General features: G+C 34.5%; 15 protein-coding genes and 1 CRISPR repeat array. Of the genes, 5 read left to right on the top strand and 10 right to left on the bottom strand.

Translation table 11 applies throughout. The features are described 5' to 3' along the window. The first annotated feature begins 266 nt into the window (after positions 1–266). From JCM10991_RS04300 to JCM10991_RS04285, 3 genes are all read left to right on the top strand, one after another. Positions 267–596, top strand: coding sequence for a hypothetical protein (locus tag JCM10991_RS04300; protein ID WP_025020669.1), 330 nt, complete (start codon positions 267–269; stop codon positions 594–596). Positions 597–1,260: 664 nt separating this feature from the next. After that, positions 1,261–1,431: a hypothetical protein gene (locus tag JCM10991_RS15110; protein WP_155889569.1), complete on the top strand. Its 171-nt coding sequence runs from the start codon at positions 1,261–1,263 to the stop codon at positions 1,429–1,431. A gap of 63 nt (positions 1,432–1,494) precedes the next feature. Further along, the gene (locus tag JCM10991_RS04285) at positions 1,495–3,177 is read left to right on the top strand and encodes an Eco57I restriction-modification methylase domain-containing protein (protein WP_035188037.1); all 1,683 of its coding nucleotides are present in this window, start codon (positions 1,495–1,497) and stop codon (positions 3,175–3,177) included. A gap of 112 nt (positions 3,178–3,289) precedes the next feature. On the opposite strand, the gene JCM10991_RS04280 is transcribed toward JCM10991_RS04285, so the two are convergent. Next, positions 3,290–4,336 (bottom strand): hypothetical protein, encoded by a 1,047-nt coding sequence (locus JCM10991_RS04280; RefSeq protein ID WP_025020667.1) that lies wholly within the window; start codon positions 4,334–4,336, stop codon positions 3,290–3,292. After that, positions 4,317–4,571 (bottom strand): helix-turn-helix domain-containing protein, encoded by a 255-nt coding sequence (locus tag JCM10991_RS04275; RefSeq protein WP_051527951.1) that lies wholly within the window; start codon positions 4,569–4,571, stop codon positions 4,317–4,319. Before JCM10991_RS04275 ends, JCM10991_RS04280 begins: the two co-directional genes overlap by 20 nt. A 561-nt stretch (positions 4,572–5,132) precedes the next feature. On the opposite strand from JCM10991_RS04275, the gene JCM10991_RS15105 reads away from it, so the two are divergent. Beyond that, positions 5,133–5,306: a hypothetical protein gene (locus JCM10991_RS15105; protein WP_155889568.1), complete on the top strand. Its 174-nt coding sequence runs from the start codon at positions 5,133–5,135 to the stop codon at positions 5,304–5,306. A 735-nt stretch (positions 5,307–6,041) separates the two neighbouring features. Then, entirely contained in the window at positions 6,042–8,408 is a 2,367-nt protein-coding gene (locus JCM10991_RS04265) for a UvrD-helicase domain-containing protein (RefSeq protein ID WP_025020665.1), read from the top strand. A 254-nt stretch (positions 8,409–8,662) separates the two neighbouring features. On the opposite strand, the gene iscB is transcribed toward JCM10991_RS04265, so the two are convergent. The 8 genes from iscB to JCM10991_RS04220 all read right to left on the bottom strand — a co-directional run bounded on the left by iscB (position 8,663) and on the right by JCM10991_RS04220 (position 16,395). Next, positions 8,663–10,003 (bottom strand): RNA-guided endonuclease IscB, encoded by a 1,341-nt coding sequence (gene iscB / locus JCM10991_RS04260; RefSeq protein ID WP_025020664.1) that lies wholly within the window; start codon positions 10,001–10,003, stop codon positions 8,663–8,665. 542 nt (positions 10,004–10,545) lie between these two features. Then, complete coding sequence (locus tag JCM10991_RS04250; protein WP_025020662.1) at positions 10,546–10,746, bottom strand: hypothetical protein; 201 nt, start codon at positions 10,744–10,746, stop codon at positions 10,546–10,548. Positions 10,747–10,771: 25 nt separating this feature from the next. Next, the gene (locus JCM10991_RS04245) at positions 10,772–11,464 is read right to left on the bottom strand and encodes a hypothetical protein (protein WP_025020661.1); all 693 of its coding nucleotides are present in this window, start codon (positions 11,462–11,464) and stop codon (positions 10,772–10,774) included. 1,048 nt (positions 11,465–12,512) lie between these two features. After that, on the bottom strand, positions 12,513–13,130 hold the full coding sequence (gene cas6e, locus JCM10991_RS04240; protein WP_025020660.1) for a type I-E CRISPR-associated protein Cas6/Cse3/CasE: 618 nt from the start codon (positions 13,128–13,130) through the stop codon (positions 12,513–12,515). Positions 13,131–13,343: 213 nt separating this feature from the next. Continuing rightward, a CRISPR array of direct repeats spans positions 13,344–13,611; the repeat unit is 23 nt; unit sequence AGGATTACCCCTACATACGTAGG. Positions 13,612–13,653: 42 nt separating this feature from the next. Continuing rightward, positions 13,654–14,409 (bottom strand): type I-E CRISPR-associated protein Cas5/CasD, encoded by a 756-nt coding sequence (gene cas5e, locus JCM10991_RS04235; RefSeq protein WP_023859993.1) that lies wholly within the window; start codon positions 14,407–14,409, stop codon positions 13,654–13,656. Between the two features lie 3 nt (positions 14,410–14,412). Continuing rightward, complete coding sequence (gene cas7e / locus JCM10991_RS04230; protein ID WP_025020659.1) at positions 14,413–15,453, bottom strand: type I-E CRISPR-associated protein Cas7/Cse4/CasC; 1,041 nt, start codon at positions 15,451–15,453, stop codon at positions 14,413–14,415. 15 nt (positions 15,454–15,468) lie between these two features. Next, positions 15,469–16,077, bottom strand: coding sequence for a type I-E CRISPR-associated protein Cse2/CasB (gene casB / locus JCM10991_RS04225; protein ID WP_025020658.1), 609 nt, complete (start codon positions 16,075–16,077; stop codon positions 15,469–15,471). 93 nt (positions 16,078–16,170) lie between these two features. Next, entirely contained in the window at positions 16,171–16,395 is a 225-nt protein-coding gene (locus JCM10991_RS04220; RefSeq protein ID WP_023859996.1) for a hypothetical protein, read from the bottom strand.

Genomic DNA, 16,395 nt, shown 5'->3' with positions numbered 1-16,395 from the left:
TTTGGGTTTGCTAAGTTAGTCAGAGTGACAGAGTAGAAGTGTTCCAGTAGTACAGTTCGAGGCATTATCCACCAAAATTAAGTAACAAAATTAAGTAACAAAATTAAGTAACAAAATTAAGTAACAAAATTAAGTAACAAAATTAAGTAACTTAGCATTGAGCAATATTTTCTTACGTGCTTTTTTCCGTGCCAAAAGTTATAATTATTATTAAAAATTAGATTAATTAGATTAAGACTACTTAGGACTTAGAAAGGAAGAAAAATATGCTTACTGCCGACGAAATCCGTCAACTACAAAAAGATTTTGAATTAGAAAATTATACGAAAATTCAAGCTACTTTACGCTACCTCATTCATAACCATGAATTATTTGAAGAATATTTTAATCGCCGCTTGGTTCTATCTGTGGAACTAGAAGCCAAACACCACTGTCGTATTAATATTTTTGACTTTTTCAAAAGCTTACCCACGATTAAAGACGATAACGAAGCTTCCCAAGGACTAGATGTCTTACACGGCATGACTACCAAGAAGATTACCCCTTCTATTGATATGGCCATCAAGACTTACATGCAAGGGCTTAATGCTCCTTAATTGGAGCCGGTTATAAGACTAAACTATCTGAAGATTTCACTAGTTACATTATTTATGTTTCTTGGCGGAATTCAGATTTACCTAACGTTACAACTTCCACACCTGTTGAAGCCAAACCACAGCCCAATTTAGAAGACACCCAAACTTTTGTACGTTTTCCTAAGCTGTAATACTTATTCCAACGCACTTACGTATAACTTTGTAATTACCAACTACAAGCGGTACAATGAGATCACGCCAAAGTTATTAAGAGTCTTTTTGCTTACTTTTTGTTGCGATTGTCGATGTAAGTTAGCAATGCAAGAAAAGCATACAAGCGCAAAGCCAAGCATATCTCAAAACAGGGGATGCTTGGCTTTTTGCAATATTAGAAATGCGATAGTAGCATGCTTGCTCTATAACAGCAATCATGTTACTATCGTTGTAACAGTTGCTATCACCTTCTGAACTACTCGAGTAATTATTAGCAAAATCCTATATAACTAATAATGTGAGCATAGATAAGCCGTCAGTTTAGAGTATAGCAGCTGTTAATTCGTGATATGTCCAAAAATAAGGGACTATCACGCTTTTTAGCTATTGACATTTATAACGAAACGTTATAAAATGATTATGTAATGATAATTAATAATTCTCTAAAAACTCTAAAAAAGGAGGGCTCCATTTGGTTAAAGAATCTCAAAAACACGCATCTCGTGCTTGGGAAAAACGTAACCCAGAACGTACATCATACCTAGCTTTAAGAAGAGCCACATTTAACTTTGTTCATCCCAAGCCTGGAACAAAAGCAGAACGGGCAATACAGGCAAACTGGATGATTATATTGATGATTTAGACACGTTAAATCATTTATTAGAGCAACAAAAAACAATGTATTTCAACGGAAAGAAGTGAAGTTATGATTTTAACTCAAGAAAAGAAAAATGGTATTCAATATACCCCTGACGATCTTTCTTTATTTATAGCACAACAGCTTAAATATTATTTTTTAAGAGAAAACTCCGACAGTGTCAGCAACCAAAAGCTAAAATTACTGGATCCAGCATGTGGAGATGGTAATCTTCTTCTAGCTGTTCAAAATGTTTTTAAAGATATTGATTATCAAGGATATGGTATTGACATAGACCAAAAAGCTATTCATATTGCAGAAGGGAAACTAAATCACAACAATTTTAAACTTTTCTCTGCCGACTACCTCTCTTTAATCGAAAATGTTGAAAATGTTAATTTATTCAATCAACCTAACAGTCTCAACAATGAAATAAATAATATTGATTTAATAATCGCAAATCCTCCATATATTCGAACATCAATTCTAGGTGCTGAAAGGTCTCAACACTTAGCAAAATTATTTAATTTATCTGGAAAGGTTGATATGTATCATGTCTTTCTTAAGGCTATGACCAACACTTTAAAGGATAACGGCATTTTATGCGTTATAACTTCTAATAAGTATCTAACGAATAAAAGTGGTAAAAACATACGAGACTTCTTAAGTGATAACTTTAAGATTTTAAATATTATTGATTTAGGTGACACTAAACCATTTTCCGCAGCCGTATTACCTGCAATTTTTATTGGGAAAAAGAAAAAACATAGTGATAACAGTAGCGTTCCATTTACTAGGGTATATGAATCAGCCTCAAGTGCAAAGTCTACAGATTCTATAGACAAATTATCGACACTACTAAAAGAGAAAAATGGAATACATTCATATAAAGGACATTCTTTTAAGGTAACATCTGGCTTATTAGATGCTTCTGTTTCAGATACTCCTTGGAATATGGCAACTTTTGCCGAAAAAGAATGGGTTACCAAATTAGAAAAAAATGCTCATAAAAAATTCGGTGATGTTTTTGATGTCCATGTAGGAATTAAAACTACTGCGGATAACGTATTTATAAAGAAAAATTGGAAAGATTTAGATACCAATATAAGACCCGAAAAAGAAGTTTTACATCCTTTGGTCTCATCAAAAACCATTGAGAGATGGCAAACTCATCCCGATAATTTAAATACTATTTTATATACTCATACAATAAAAAATGGTAAAAGAATCCCAATTGACTTTTACAAATATCCCCATGCATATAACTACCTATTAGAACATAAACAACAATTAGCTGGTAGATCTTATATAAAAAAGGCAAAACGTAAATGGTACGAAATATGGGTTCCGCAACAACCCGAACAATTAGCCAATAATAAAGTCATATTCCCGGACATTAGTCAGCAAGCTAAATTTGTTTATGATGACAAGGGGTATTATGTTGATGGAAATTGCTATTGGCTAACAACTAAAAATGATGTTTCAAATAATTATCTTCTATTAGCAACCGGTGTAGCAAATTCAAGTATTATGGAGAAATACTACAATATTAAGTTTCAAAATGTATTGTATAGTGGTAGAAAACGCTATTTAACACAATATGTAAAAAACTATTTACTTCCGGACATCAACAATAAACATTCACAAAAGATTATTAAACTCGTTAAAATGATATGCAAAAATCCAAATGATACTAAGAAATTAGAAAAAAGTATTAATAGTGAAGTACAACTGGCTTTTAATATGCAATAAAATCATATTTTTCATCGAGAAAAATACCGAGAACTAAAAAACGTTCTCGGTATTTTTTGTGTAAACCTAAACCAAGTTAAGGAGTCTTCATACTGCTATAATAAAAGAAGAACTATAGATTCCAATATTCTTTTTTTAAAGACAACTGAATTTTTTTATTCTGCTTATTTCCGCTGAAAAGATGAAAATATTTAAAAAAATCCTTCCCAGTTACTAAGAATATTTTATCAATTGTCATTTGAGTATCATGAATACTGCAATAAAATATTGCGTAACGTAAATCTTCAACTTTAGGAACATAGCCATTAATAGCTGGAATATTAAGTTCTTCTTGATCATCTGGTTTAAACAATCCTAAATCAATCGTTCTTGAAGTTTGCCTTTTAATTTCTAATAATTGGTTCATCAAATCTGGTAATTGTCCATTTTCTCTATATTGTGTATATCCCAATTGTTTATAGACTATTCCTTGTAAAATGTTACCATCCGTTCTCTCTTTACCTGTGATATTAAAGTTCTTACCTTCCAATAGCTTTAAGCGGTTAAATATACTTTTAATACTCATAATACTTTTAGCAGTAGGGAAAGAAGCAGGATCTTGTGTTACAAGAGTATTAAATTCACCAAATGCATTTTGAATATTATCAGTATCATGAGTACTTAGAAGTGTCGACTTATTATAGTCTTTAATTAAACTTGCTTGATATTTTGTTGTTAATGTCCCAGTTGAATCAAATTCCTGTAAGGTATTTCCAGATAAGATTAATACGTTAACTACTACATTTTTATCGTTCAACATTATTAAACAATAACGTCTAGTTGGTGTGATTTCTTCATTCCAAATTTGAAGATTATTAGATTGCTGAGCATACTTATCAAAGTTCTGACATACAAACCGAGGATGAGTCTTCTTGAACGACTTAGGAACAGGATAGCCCATAGCCTTGCAAATATCTTGATTTATAGACTTTGATCGAGTTCTATTTGCCTGACCTTCATAAGATTTACCGAGTAAAGAAGACCTTAACAAATACTCTAGCTCTTGATCTCCTAACCACAAATCTTTATCCTTTGGTGTTGTCTTTTCATAAATCGTCTTTTGACTTTTTTCGATATTATTACGGATACGCTTAGCATTATTAATGATTTCCTGATTCATATTTAGACGCTTCCTCTACTAATTGAAATAAAGTTATATTCAAAGCTTTAGAAATAGTAGTTAATGTTCCTATAGTCGCGTTTCTTTCTCCTCTTTCTAGTCCACCAATATATGTTCGATCTAGACCGGACATAAAACTTAAATATTCTTGTGACCATTTTTTCTGCCTTCTTAATTTTTTTACAGTTTGACCTATTGTATACATATTTCTTTTTATTAACTCTGAATTTTCCATGTGTTCATTATTCTTCAACATTTTTCCTATATCAACCGATTAAAAGTATCATTTAAAGCAGCGACCGTTTAAATGATACCAAAAAAGAATTAACCAAAACAAACAAGGCCGTACATCGCACAGCTAACCCGAAATTTTGATGAAGCTTTTGCCATAAATTATCAAATACGCCAAGCATACTAACTGAAACGTAAAAAGTGGGGATGCTTGGCTTTTAGTGTAATGGTGTTTTAGGCACATTTACATCTCAATGTAAACATATCCTACTTATATCATAGTATATTTTAGCCAGTACCGTATTCGCCTAATTTTAAGCGGTTGTAACATCTTATTTTCTTGCAGCTATAACTAATTAGAATAGTCAGTAACATATCATAACATAAGTAGTACAGAACAAGAAAGAGCTTATCCATCAGCAATGCAAGCACAATAATTTCAGAGAAAGAGTAAAATATGGTATTATTCAGTAATAGTCAGTAATAATCAGTAGAGAGCAGCATGTGGGATGTAATTTAGCAAAATCATATCCACAAGAAAATTAAAAAGAAAGAAACGAATCAAATGAACAGCAAACACATAAACTTTGACAAATATCTGGAAGAACAATTATCAGATCCAATGAAGAAAAAACATTTTGATAACCAAAGAGCAAAATTAGATGATGACTTCAACAGAGTTTTAGAAAAAAATTTGGCCCAAAACAAAGAAGTGCTAAAGTATTTAAAAAATAAATAAGAACAACGAAAGCACAAAAAGATTGTTTTGTAAAATCTGAATTACGAATTTCGTAAAAACTAGGTAGAAGATGTTTTGAAACAGTCATTTTCTTTTTTATCAATTATATCTTTCCGAAAAATCTATATATTTTAGAAAGATGAGAAGAACAATTTGCACCGAAAATTGTTCTTCTCCCCTTATATTGTTTTTTACCCTCATATTATGACGTTATTAGTTCATCCGCTGCTATAAGTTATTAGTGTTGACTTGCAAGTACTATATAGCTTATAATGGCAAATGAAAAAGGACAGGTACGCTAATACCCATCCTTCTTAGCTGTCGGTCGACGGCACGTTTATAGGTAAACTTAACCGCTTGAAATTGGGAGTTTGGAGCGGTTTTTATTTACGCAAATTTTTTTATAAAGCTATATTCCTAAAGCACTCTAGCAAATGTATTGATTTTTATAACGAAACGTTATAAAATGGTATTGTTTAAAAAGTAACAATTTGCGGTATACAGTACATTATGCGATACACTCCCCCCTCGCCTCTAAAAATATGATAGTACGATAGAAAGGAACACATTTTATATAGCAGTTAAAATGGAGAAGCCTCTCTACAAACCATCCCCTATATATTCAACTGTCCTACCTACTCACGTTGACGAGAATGTGTAACGTCATACTGCATACGTTAGATAGACATTAATGCATTAGAAAAACACTCTAAATAAACACGAGGAACGAGTTATATGGATCAAAATGAAGCTCTTAAGATTATCGAATTAATCGGTAAATTTAAACTATCGAATGAACAAAAAAATATTCTTAAAGAAGGAATCGCACACCCCACTCTTGTTAATGCATGCGCTGGTTCAGGTAAAACGACTATCTTTATGCTAACAATCATCTATAATGCACTTATTGGAAATAGCAGACCACATGATGTGTTAGGAATTACGTTCTCGAAGAAAGCTCAATTAGACATGAGAGAAAGATATAACGAATATATTAAGCGTGTTCAAATATTAGGTATTAATATTAGTGATTGGGGCAGTCCTAGTTTCTTTACTTTTCACGCTTTCTTCTATAAGTTGCTAAGGTTCTACATGCCCCAATATAAAACTGTTAGCGTATTACCTAGTGAATACAAACACTACATTACTTATTTTAAGTTACCCAATAAAAGCAAAGAATTAACCAATTCTGAATCGTTGAAACAAATATTTGAAGTTAAAAGCCAGTTAGTCAATCGAATGCTCAGTTCTAACGGGTTAGACCCTAATTATAATTCAACAGCAATTCAGGACTATTTAGCCATGGTTGAGAAGAAAGAATTATCCGTTGAAGAACTTATCAGTTTAGTTTCTGATCAATATCTTAACAAAGGATGGGTTGAAAATTATATTTATGCTCTCAAAGAATATAGCTCGCTAAAAGAACGTAACCAACAGATTGACTTTGAAGACATGCAAAAGCTTCTCTATGTTGCGTTAAATGACGAGAGATTACAATCTAAGATAAAAGGTGTAATGATGCGTAGGTGGAACGTTATCGTTATTGATGAGTTCCAAGATATTAACGCTTTACAATGGGCATTGATGAATCGTATTTTCTCTGAAAAATCTTTTGAGCAGCTAATGGTTATTGGGGATGATGACCAATCCATTTACTCTTTTAGAGGATCATCCCCTGACTTTATTCAAAAGTTCTCAACGTTTGTCAATTATTCTGTCACCTTTAACTTATCTACCAACTATCGTACTGGTGGGAATATTTTAGATAGTGTAATTCCAGTAATCACTAAAAATACACTAAGACTAGAAAAGTCCCTTAAAGCATTTAATAAAGGTGGAAAAGTCTATAAGATTGAAAGTAAAGAAGGAAATCATGGGGATGAGTTCTTTGAGAAAATGCTCAAAAACTTAGCGAATAGCCCCAATGAATCAAGTGCTATTCTAGTTAGATACAATAAAGATAAGCCCGTTATAGCCGATGTTTTAGCGTATAAGGACGTTTATCTTGATGTAGGTAGTTCTAGTAATATTTTGCAAAATGACAAAGTATATGACGTTTTTATGGGATTAATAAAGGCCTTTTATTATGACGATTTTATCTTACTAGCAAATTACGCAAACAGAATTGGGTTTGGAAAATATGCCAAAAAACTAAAAAGCGTTGTTCGATATCGGAAAATCAACACCATTACTAATTATGTTAACTGGGTAATAGGCACAAATGATGATGATGTTGCTGATGACAGTGATTTAGAAGTAATTAGATGTCACAGAAAATTTGAAAAAATGAAACACAAGAAAGAAAAGGACTTATCAAAGTATTTGCGAGAAGTTGACCTTATAACCAATTTATACTTTCAACGCATGACTAAGATATACCATGTCTACTCTTCAGAAAGAGTTGAAACAATTAAAAACTATCTCTATAAGTTGACGAAGAAATTTAGCGAATTTGAAGAATTAGAAGAATCTCAAGATAGAAATCTTAGACTTCTTTCAGCCATAGTTAATAACGGTAATAACCTCACAGATACCAAACAGCCCTCTATTAAGCTTGATACCCTACATGGATCAAAGGGACTTGAATGGGACAACGTTTACCTGTACGGGCTTACTGATAGTGATTTAACTGATGATTTAATGGCAATATCCAAAGCATTTCCTGCCGATACCACTTTTGAAGAGTTTTATACCTTGTTTAATTACTCAGATTTGGAAGATTTAATGGACTATGGTAGTTTTGATTCAATGGCTTATGTACTAGGTGCATTGCTAGGAATTAGTCCTAATGCATGTGAAATGTACTTTGAAGATGTATACAAGTTGGACGACCTTCAACCTAGTGATAGATTAAAGATTATTCAATCTTTAAGTACAGAAGGAATGCTTAGCAAAATGGTAGAAGAAAATACACAACTTAGAACTGCTATGAGAATGTTCTATGCAGAAATTATGGCTCATTCAAAATTCGTTGAAGACGAACGCAGACTTCTCTACGTGGGGATGACTAGAGCTAAGAAGAAGCTTTACATTGATTATTACGTTGGCAAAGCTAGTCCGCTACTGGACGAAATTAAGTATCCTAACTCTTTTCAAAATTAGCTTATTTCTTATCATACAGAATACAAACCAAAAATAACCGTTAGCTGTTACCAGTTAACGGTTATTTATCTTTTTTACTCATCATAATAATCACGATAATGAGTCATGTGCCACTGCCCACAGTATTTGCACCGATATGCTCTAAGTGGTACATCCGAAAATGATTTAATGATAATTGAGCGGAAATCCCGTTACTTTAGTTGTGGGATGGATAGCTCTCAGCTTGAAAAGCTGACTCCTTTCTATTTCTTCTTTTATTCCATAACGTATCTTTGTTCGGAAATACTGGTATTACACCAATTATTTCTATGATTAATAAATTCAACATTAGACAAGTTTGTTTGCTTGTACGTATTAAGAGTCAGATAATTGCCAAGACAATCCTTGATATAACAGGAACTCCCTGTAAAGCCACTAATGTAGCCTTTAAGTTTACTGTTCTTGATTCTGACATAATCATTAAGCCAAAAGCCGTTTGCTTCTTTGGTGTTTTTGGCATTCCGTTTACTGGTGACATTCTTGTTTCTGTGCCCTTCCTTGTCTTTACATCCTTTGCGTGCGGTTGCTTCGTGTAAGAAACGCTTTTTCTTGCGAAATTGTTTAAACATCACGATACTTGTTGGCTTTTCACTAATATGTTCAATACCACTAATTGTAACGGCATCATTGTAGTGCGATTTTGCCAAGCCTAAATTTGCCCGTTGTAAAGTGGTTTGCGCCCCATACTGGAACTTGGCATCAGGAAAGGCATTCCATAATCTCCTACGGAGAATATTCATAAAGGTTGCGCCTTTCAAAGGCTTAGTTACTTTCTTTTTCTTCTGATACCAGGCATATAAGATGCCACCTGGTTGATGATTTTGATAAGTGTGGCAATCAGCACAAACGGTAATTAAGTTAGCAGGGGCATTGGTACCACCCTGTGAGCGGTAAATAATGTGGTGAATTTTGAGTTTAACGATTTTTCCTTTATACTTACCGCCTTTTTTCTTGCAGACTTGGCATTTATATTGGTCACGAGCTAAGACGTATTGCTTAACCGTTTGATAGCCGTACAAGTCCCCTTTTTGATAACCTTCACCTTTAATGGCAGGGTCTTTCATTTTTTGCATATCGAATTTACCAACTTCGATGTGTAATTCAGGGTTTGGTAACACCGTTAACATGCGTTTAATCCAATTAATGTTGTGATTAACTTTACTTTGTACCGACGGTGGCAACCAGTTATTTTTTCTACTTTTGATGCGATTTAAAAAACGCATTGGACGGTAACGTGTCTTACGGTTCCGTCTACCTTGACGATAAGTTTTTCTTCTTTCAAGAAGTTTCTTAACGTCTTGGCGCAATTCGACTTCGCTTTGAAATAAAACTTTATCTTGACTTGTTACCGCAAGCCCAATGTGACGTTGCCCGCTATCAACACCTAAGTTAATAGGTTGCTTATAACCACTTGCACCGTACAATAGTTGAATGGTGAATGGTTCTTTCTTAATAGGCTTAGCCTTGCCACTTTGTAATAATTTTCTAGCAGTTCTCGGTTTGCAAGGCATTAAAGCTTCACCATGTTTATTAATGACAAAAACTCGATTTTGCATTTTGATTTTCTCCTTTCATTTTTTATAAGGTAGCATGTACCTTATCACGCAACTATCAGAGAACTAACAGTTACATGTGGTTACCCTTCGACAATGTTATTTTAGCTTGTTATGAGGGGCCGACTAGGACATTAACCTTATCCTTGTTTACTATCCTCCATAGAGCTTAAAACTAGGGTATCATTCATAAGGTATGATGACTAAAATAACGTAGTTTTCCAATCAGCCGAAGCTGATTGCTTAGTCTAGACAACAAATTCTGAATTGCTCCAGAATCCTCATCAAAGTGAGCAGACTTAAAACTTTCATTTCAAGCCCCTTACTTCAGTGAATAGAGGGGTTACTGTTGACATCGGTTTTTCTTTTTCTGGTACTGTATCGCTGATATATCGATAAGTGCATCCAGTTTAGTCGCATACTGTATCTTTTTAGTTTCGCAGGAACTATGCTGCTTTCGGTAGAAAATATTTTTAATTCCCTTGTAATAATGATTATCCTTATGACGACCATAGTGCTTCACCATATCACCATCTTTCATTACTCTAGCAATTAACACAAGACTCATAGTACTCTTTAACGCAGTTCAAAAGCCATCGATTTTCTAATATTTCTGATACCTTCCCCCAGTACCAATCACTAAGACCATTATCTTCATTAGCAAATTCAAGTACTCTTGGATCATATCCTAATTGAGTAACTAATTCTTTCCCTATTTTTTCATATTGTGTATTCAAGTCTGACATACCACTACACCAACCTTCTTATGTATTATTTTGCAACGGGATATGCAATCGTCAGGTATTCTTCATCATCGCTATTCACAGAGTTCCAATATTCAAAGCCTATTAGCTTTAAGTCATGAGCTAAAGATTCAAACATATCTGTTAGATACACATTATGTTCAAACAAATAACCGTTCCTGTATGAACGTGTTATTCCAGAAAGAACAATCATTTGTTCAATGAACCCACTAAATTCAGATACTGTGTTTTCAGAATATTTCCCATTTTTCGCTAGTTTAGTTAAATAGTTATTTAGCAATCTAACCACATGATTCCACTCTGTAATTAGTGCATACATTGGATTATCACTACCTAAGTTGTTTACCTCAACATAATCGCTAAGATTCACTACTTCTTTTTCTAACAGGACTTCTTGGTCAAAGAGTTTATCTGCTATTTGGCACTGATTGTTGAAACCAATCTGATTAAGACTTGCTAAAAACTCTTCTCTTTGATGCTCATTATACTTAGCAACATCATCGGTGTACTGATATTTGATAATATGTGTTTTTTCAGGCATATCAGGCTTTTTTTGTAAACCCATCATTGATACCATTTCTAAAATCACATCAGATAAATAATCTCTATTGTTGCGAGAAATCATCCCCTTGCTAATCAAATAATCAAGCCATGCGCACAAGGATAAGCCAATATTTGACTTTAACGTAGTTTCAACCATTGATTCCACTCACTTCCTGTTCTTTTTTGTGGTTTTAAATTATAAGTTTTTGTTCTTTAAAATTAATTATAATTCAAAATGATAAAATGTCAATAAATTTCAATCTTTATTGTAGCCAAAAAAGAACAAAATATCATTATTGAAAAAAGTTTCTTGTTTCTTATGCGAATGTACATAAGAAATGCACTACTTATTTAATTTTGGATAACCTCAATAACTTCTACAGACTCACACCTACATAAATAGGGAACAAGAAAATATAGTATCCATAGTATCTATGGGTTCACACCTACAAGCATAGGGAATAAGAAACGTACACCCCGGTGTTACAGGTTTACCCTCACCTACGGAATCACCTCCACGTACGTGGGGAACACTACTTGCTATATCAAGGTTTGAACATATAGGCTCACCCCCCATATACGTAGGGAACACCTATCAAGAGCAACCAAGATACCATTACTAATCAGGCTCACCCCTACATACATAGGGAACACGTCTTAACTTGGTTAGTCTTGTCAGCTGCACCAGGATTACCCCTACATACGTAGGGAACACAATTGCTAATATCAAGGTTTGAATGTATATATAGGATTACCCCTACATACGTAGGGAACACTGGGCGTCTTTTGGACGAGCAGGGACATTTGCAGGTTCACCCCCACATACGTAGGGAACACTTCCCGTCCTTAGTTCTTCTTCCCAACCTTTAAGGTTCACCCCTACATACGTAGGGAACACGAACCCATGTCCGCCCCACCAGCAAAACGAGAAGGTTCACCCCTACATACGTAGGGAACACTTATTACCGCCTAATCCTCCGTGGCCACTTTTAGGATTACCCCTACATACGTAGGGAACACGAAAAAAGGGCGCTCGAGGAAGACCAGCTTGAGGGATTACCCCTACATACGTAGGGAACACAGCAGCTAAGGCATTTCAAGATAAGCTTGGACGGGATTACCCCTACATACGTAGGGAACACTCTAAAAAAACATTGATTTGTCAACATCTTGCTAACACATCTAGATAAAATTTAGTTACTTTGCTAAAATGGGACAACAGTCATGAGTCCCATACCAAACGCCTTTTCTCTCCCTAAGCCATTAACTAATATATCTTTAAAGCTATCAACATCAGTTACCTTTAAAATACCTTCAAAAGATACCCGACTTAAATTGCAACCTCTGCTATTTTTCCGTTTTAATGGAACATAATCACGACTAACGATTGTAAAGTAATTATCATCTAACGTAAAGCCGTTAGCTTCAGCTCTATCTAACAACCACTTTCTTTGTTGTTTTACGGTAACGTGAGGATATGCTTTTCCATTAAATTGGCGTACAGGATTGGCTGTTAAGCGAAACTTTAATACTGAATCTATTTTAATGGTGTCTAGCAACTTATCATATTCCTTAATAATTCCAGTTCCTTTTATACCATGACTTTCTAAAATATCCAAATCAGGTTTTTCTTCACTTAGTACTAATAGATATTTTACACCATTTAAGATATCAATACGCCATAAATGACGTGGGCGAACACCATTTTCAATATTTTCAGGAAACATTTGCTCTACCCAATTATGGTAAGCACCTAAGTGGTTGAATTCTTTAATTTCTTTTGCATTCTTATTGTTAATTTCTACTCGTGATAAATAATACATAATTTTTCCTTTCTATAAAACTCCTACAATAAAAGTAGGAAACAACTTTCAAATATACAAGCTAATATCGCCCTTGAACACAGGAAGACACATACAGGAAAACACCCATAACAGTAGGGAACATCATTTAAGAAACACGCAAAAAGCCGATAGAGCCACACCTACATACATAGGGAACAACTGAATCTGCAGTTTCCCCCAGTATTAACACAGCAGGATCACCCCTACATACGTGGGGACTACTCCTTGAAATTATGAACCGCTGCAGGAGTGATAGGATTACCCCTACATACGTAGGAAATTTCCTTCATCAACTTGTTCAATAATGTACTCAGCAGGATTACCCCTACATACGTAGGGAATGCCCCTCCCTTCTATAACTTTTAGTATGACTGTCAGGATCACCCCTACATACGTAGGGAATGCGTTTTATAGCGTCGGTCTTTTCTTAGACCTTGAGGTTCACCCCTACATACGTAGGGAATGCACTAAAGAAACATTGTCAAATCAATGTTTTTCGTCATCACTTTGTCGCGATTACTTCAGTTTCAAAAAACGATAACGGATCATGCTTTGTTGAAGTAGCAACATACTTATCATTAGCAACTTTAACAGTTTTAGTTGCAATTCCTCGATAACCATGTTTTCGCTTTTTTTCAGAAAATGAGATAACTGTATCTCTAGAAATTTTGTATTTCTGCCCTTTTAGTAGTTGAACATCAGCTACTATTTTTAAGGCTACTTCAGACTTTCTCAAACGTTTTTTATACCAATCTGCTGCTTGCCAAGACTCATTTTCTAAGACCTGAATTGGTGTCATATTTGGAAAAATACTTGTCTTTAAAACGCCTGCCGGAGCACTTGCTCGTCGACCGAGAAATAGTTGAAATTTGGGATGAGCTAGTGAATGACGAATTGTATTAATTAACTCATCATCTTCACTGCTAATAGCAACTAAAAATACTGTATCTTGCAAATAGTCTCGATAAGTGATTTTAGAACCGCTAACCTGGCCCCTATTACCAGTGATGTATCCTTCATAATGAACAATATGGAAATCAGTTGTTACATCGCCAAGTTGCTCGATTCGAACAGCATAATTCAATTTATTTAATTCGTTGATTTGTGCATCGTCATCACGTCTGTAGCCAAGAGAAGCGGCAATCATTCCAATGATTGAACTTTTTGTAGGATAAGGCTTAGTTCCTCTCCTAGAAAAATTTGTTTCTCCACCGTAAGATTGAAAAACACCAGTTAGTCTAATTGTTAATGTCCGCATAACTTACACCAACTTTACAAAGGAATCCTTTACTTTATCTAACAGGTCAGCAAGATTATTTACTTGTTCTTCTAACGATGAGTCATACTTGCTTAATACAAAGTTTGCTACTGGTTCATCTAAGAATTTAAGTGTATTCTTGTATTCTTTTTCAAGCTGCTCTACTGATTTACGAGAAAAACCACTAGTTGATTGAACAGGTTCTTCAAAAGCAGATACCAAGTTAACCGGAGTATCATTACGTAGTGTGAGCATTACATATTCAGGGATAGTCTTGTTAGCAAAAGCATTTTGGTATCCAGTAGGCATTGAGCTAATAAATGACTTGATAAATTGAGTTGCTGAATCAAGAGTAATGTTCTTGTCGCCTAAGTTGTGCAATAATTCATCTAAATTGATATTTGCATAGCGGAAAAGCGTTGCAGAGTTATATTCAGTAGTCCCTACCATTGCCGCCCCTGCACTTGTCTTTAAGTCATCTAAAGCGGTGTAGTAGTCAAATTCAGGTACAATTTCATGAGTTGAAATCGTGTGGGCCACTTGCACAGATGCATCAACAGAAAGCGTAGGATCACTTGCTACCATACGACCAAATAAGGCTAAATCAGCAGAATTGTTAGATTGTAAAATCACTTTTAACTGATCTTCATTTAATTCCTTGTTTTCCAAAACGTAATCAGCAAGCTTTTCAAGTTGGCCCTTGCTAATAAACATTAAGGCACTTAATTCATTGTCTTTAGTAACTGAAATCTTAGCCTTTGTTAAAGTAGCAACAGATAATTCCATAGCTTCTTCATCAGATAAATCACCATTTTTAGCTTGTAATAGCTTGGCTAACTTTTTAGGAACTAACTTAGTACGATATGCGGTATCAACATTAGCTTTAGCAAAATCTTCTCTAATAGCGTGTTTCCATGCTTGAGAAGATACACGTGAACGTAAAACGCCACCGTAATATGCTTTCTTAGGAGCGCCTACTTCATCCCGATTGATGTTTGCAGATGGAACAGTTTGGATTACAGATAAATCTAAATATAGTGTCATTTGGAAATTCCTTTCTTATTTTGCGTTTTCCTTGTTTTCTTCACTAGTAACTACATTGTATGGACGATAGTATTTTTGGGCCCATAGTAGTTGTACTTTCCTAGCACTTTGTAAGCTGTATTGCATATAGTACAAATCGCCTGCCAGTTGAGCAAAATCAATATTCATATTTTGAACATGTTGCTTGGCAATTTTAAGCGCATGTGATAATTCACGTACAGCCATCTCATAATTAGGTCTTGTTAGAACGGGCTTTAAAACTCGGTCTAAACTAATGCGTAATTCATCAGATACATACCGTAATTTACCTAAGACAGCAAATAATGATGTATCATGTTCTTTTTTGGTTAAGGTTAAAGCAGAAGCAATTTGTCTTTGCTGTGCAATAGCGTATAAGTGTAAGGCTCCAAAAGCGGCTTTTTCGCCCTTTGAAGGATTGCCAGTTACACTTAGGTCCTCTTCCTCTAAACTACTTAAAATAGCCTCTAAGGAGTCCTGTGAGCGTAATTTATCGATAGATGTTGCATTCCTAAAATCAGCTAAAACAGCTTTATTCATTGCACCATTACGATAAATTCTACCTACCGCTCTTAAAGTAGCGTACTTGACTTCTTTTGTTGGCATTGAAGCGTCCCACCTCTCGTGTTTCTTATATCTCTCGCATCTCGTATTTTCTGTATTTCTCGCATTAATAAGTTACTTGAAATAACATAAGTCCTAGTATCTAGCATCAAAGGCTCCATCACCAGACGTTACCTCAAGCACGCAATCCCGATAAGCAAAATCACTCCTCAGAGAACTAATCTCATCTAAAAGTGCGTCAGTTGGCTCCCACGAAGAAGAAAAGCCTTCAGAATAATATATAGCTTGAAAAACAGTAGCAAGTAGTTTCCGATTTCCATTTGGTTCGATACTGTAAATTCTTACACTACGTGGCTGCAT

The sequence above is a fragment of the Ligilactobacillus equi DSM 15833 = JCM 10991 genome, assembly GCF_000615765.1.
In the GTDB taxonomy this organism is placed as follows: Bacteria; Bacillota; Bacilli; order Lactobacillales; family Lactobacillaceae; genus Ligilactobacillus; species Ligilactobacillus equi.
The sequence above is the reverse complement of the archived record's forward strand: the minus strand, read 5'-3'. Positions and strand labels throughout refer to the sequence as shown.

Bases quoted from the DNA above. Each gene is read 5' to 3' on its own strand.
- JCM10991_RS04285 (WP_035188037.1), top strand. From the start codon at position 1,495: ATGATTTTAACTCAAGAAAAGAAAAATGGTATTCAATATACCCCTGAC.
- casB (WP_025020658.1), bottom strand. From the start codon at position 16,077: ATGCCAACAAAAGAAGTCAAGTACGCTACTTTAAGAGCGGTAGGTAGA.
- JCM10991_RS04250 (WP_025020662.1), bottom strand. From the start codon at position 10,746: ATGTCAGACTTGAATACACAATATGAAAAAATAGGGAAAGAATTAGTT.
- JCM10991_RS04275 (WP_051527951.1), bottom strand. From the start codon at position 4,571: ATGGAAAATTCAGAGTTAATAAAAAGAAATATGTATACAATAGGTCAA.
- cas7e (WP_025020659.1), bottom strand. From the start codon at position 15,453: ATGACACTATATTTAGATTTATCTGTAATCCAAACTGTTCCATCTGCA.
- JCM10991_RS15105 (WP_155889568.1), top strand. From the start codon at position 5,133: ATGAACAGCAAACACATAAACTTTGACAAATATCTGGAAGAACAATTA.
- JCM10991_RS04220 (WP_023859996.1), bottom strand. From the start codon at position 16,395: ATGCAGCCACGTAGTGTAAGAATTTACAGTATCGAACCAAATGGAAAT.
- iscB (WP_025020664.1), bottom strand. From the start codon at position 10,003: ATGCAAAATCGAGTTTTTGTCATTAATAAACATGGTGAAGCTTTAATG.
- cas5e (WP_023859993.1), bottom strand. From the start codon at position 14,409: ATGCGGACATTAACAATTAGACTAACTGGTGTTTTTCAATCTTACGGT.
- JCM10991_RS04265 (WP_025020665.1), top strand. From the start codon at position 6,042: ATGGATCAAAATGAAGCTCTTAAGATTATCGAATTAATCGGTAAATTT.
- JCM10991_RS04245 (WP_025020661.1), bottom strand. From the start codon at position 11,464: ATGGTTGAAACTACGTTAAAGTCAAATATTGGCTTATCCTTGTGCGCA.
- JCM10991_RS04300 (WP_025020669.1), top strand. From the start codon at position 267: ATGCTTACTGCCGACGAAATCCGTCAACTACAAAAAGATTTTGAATTA.
- JCM10991_RS04280 (WP_025020667.1), bottom strand. From the start codon at position 4,336: ATGAATCAGGAAATCATTAATAATGCTAAGCGTATCCGTAATAATATC.
- cas6e (WP_025020660.1), bottom strand. From the start codon at position 13,130: ATGTATTATTTATCACGAGTAGAAATTAACAATAAGAATGCAAAAGAA.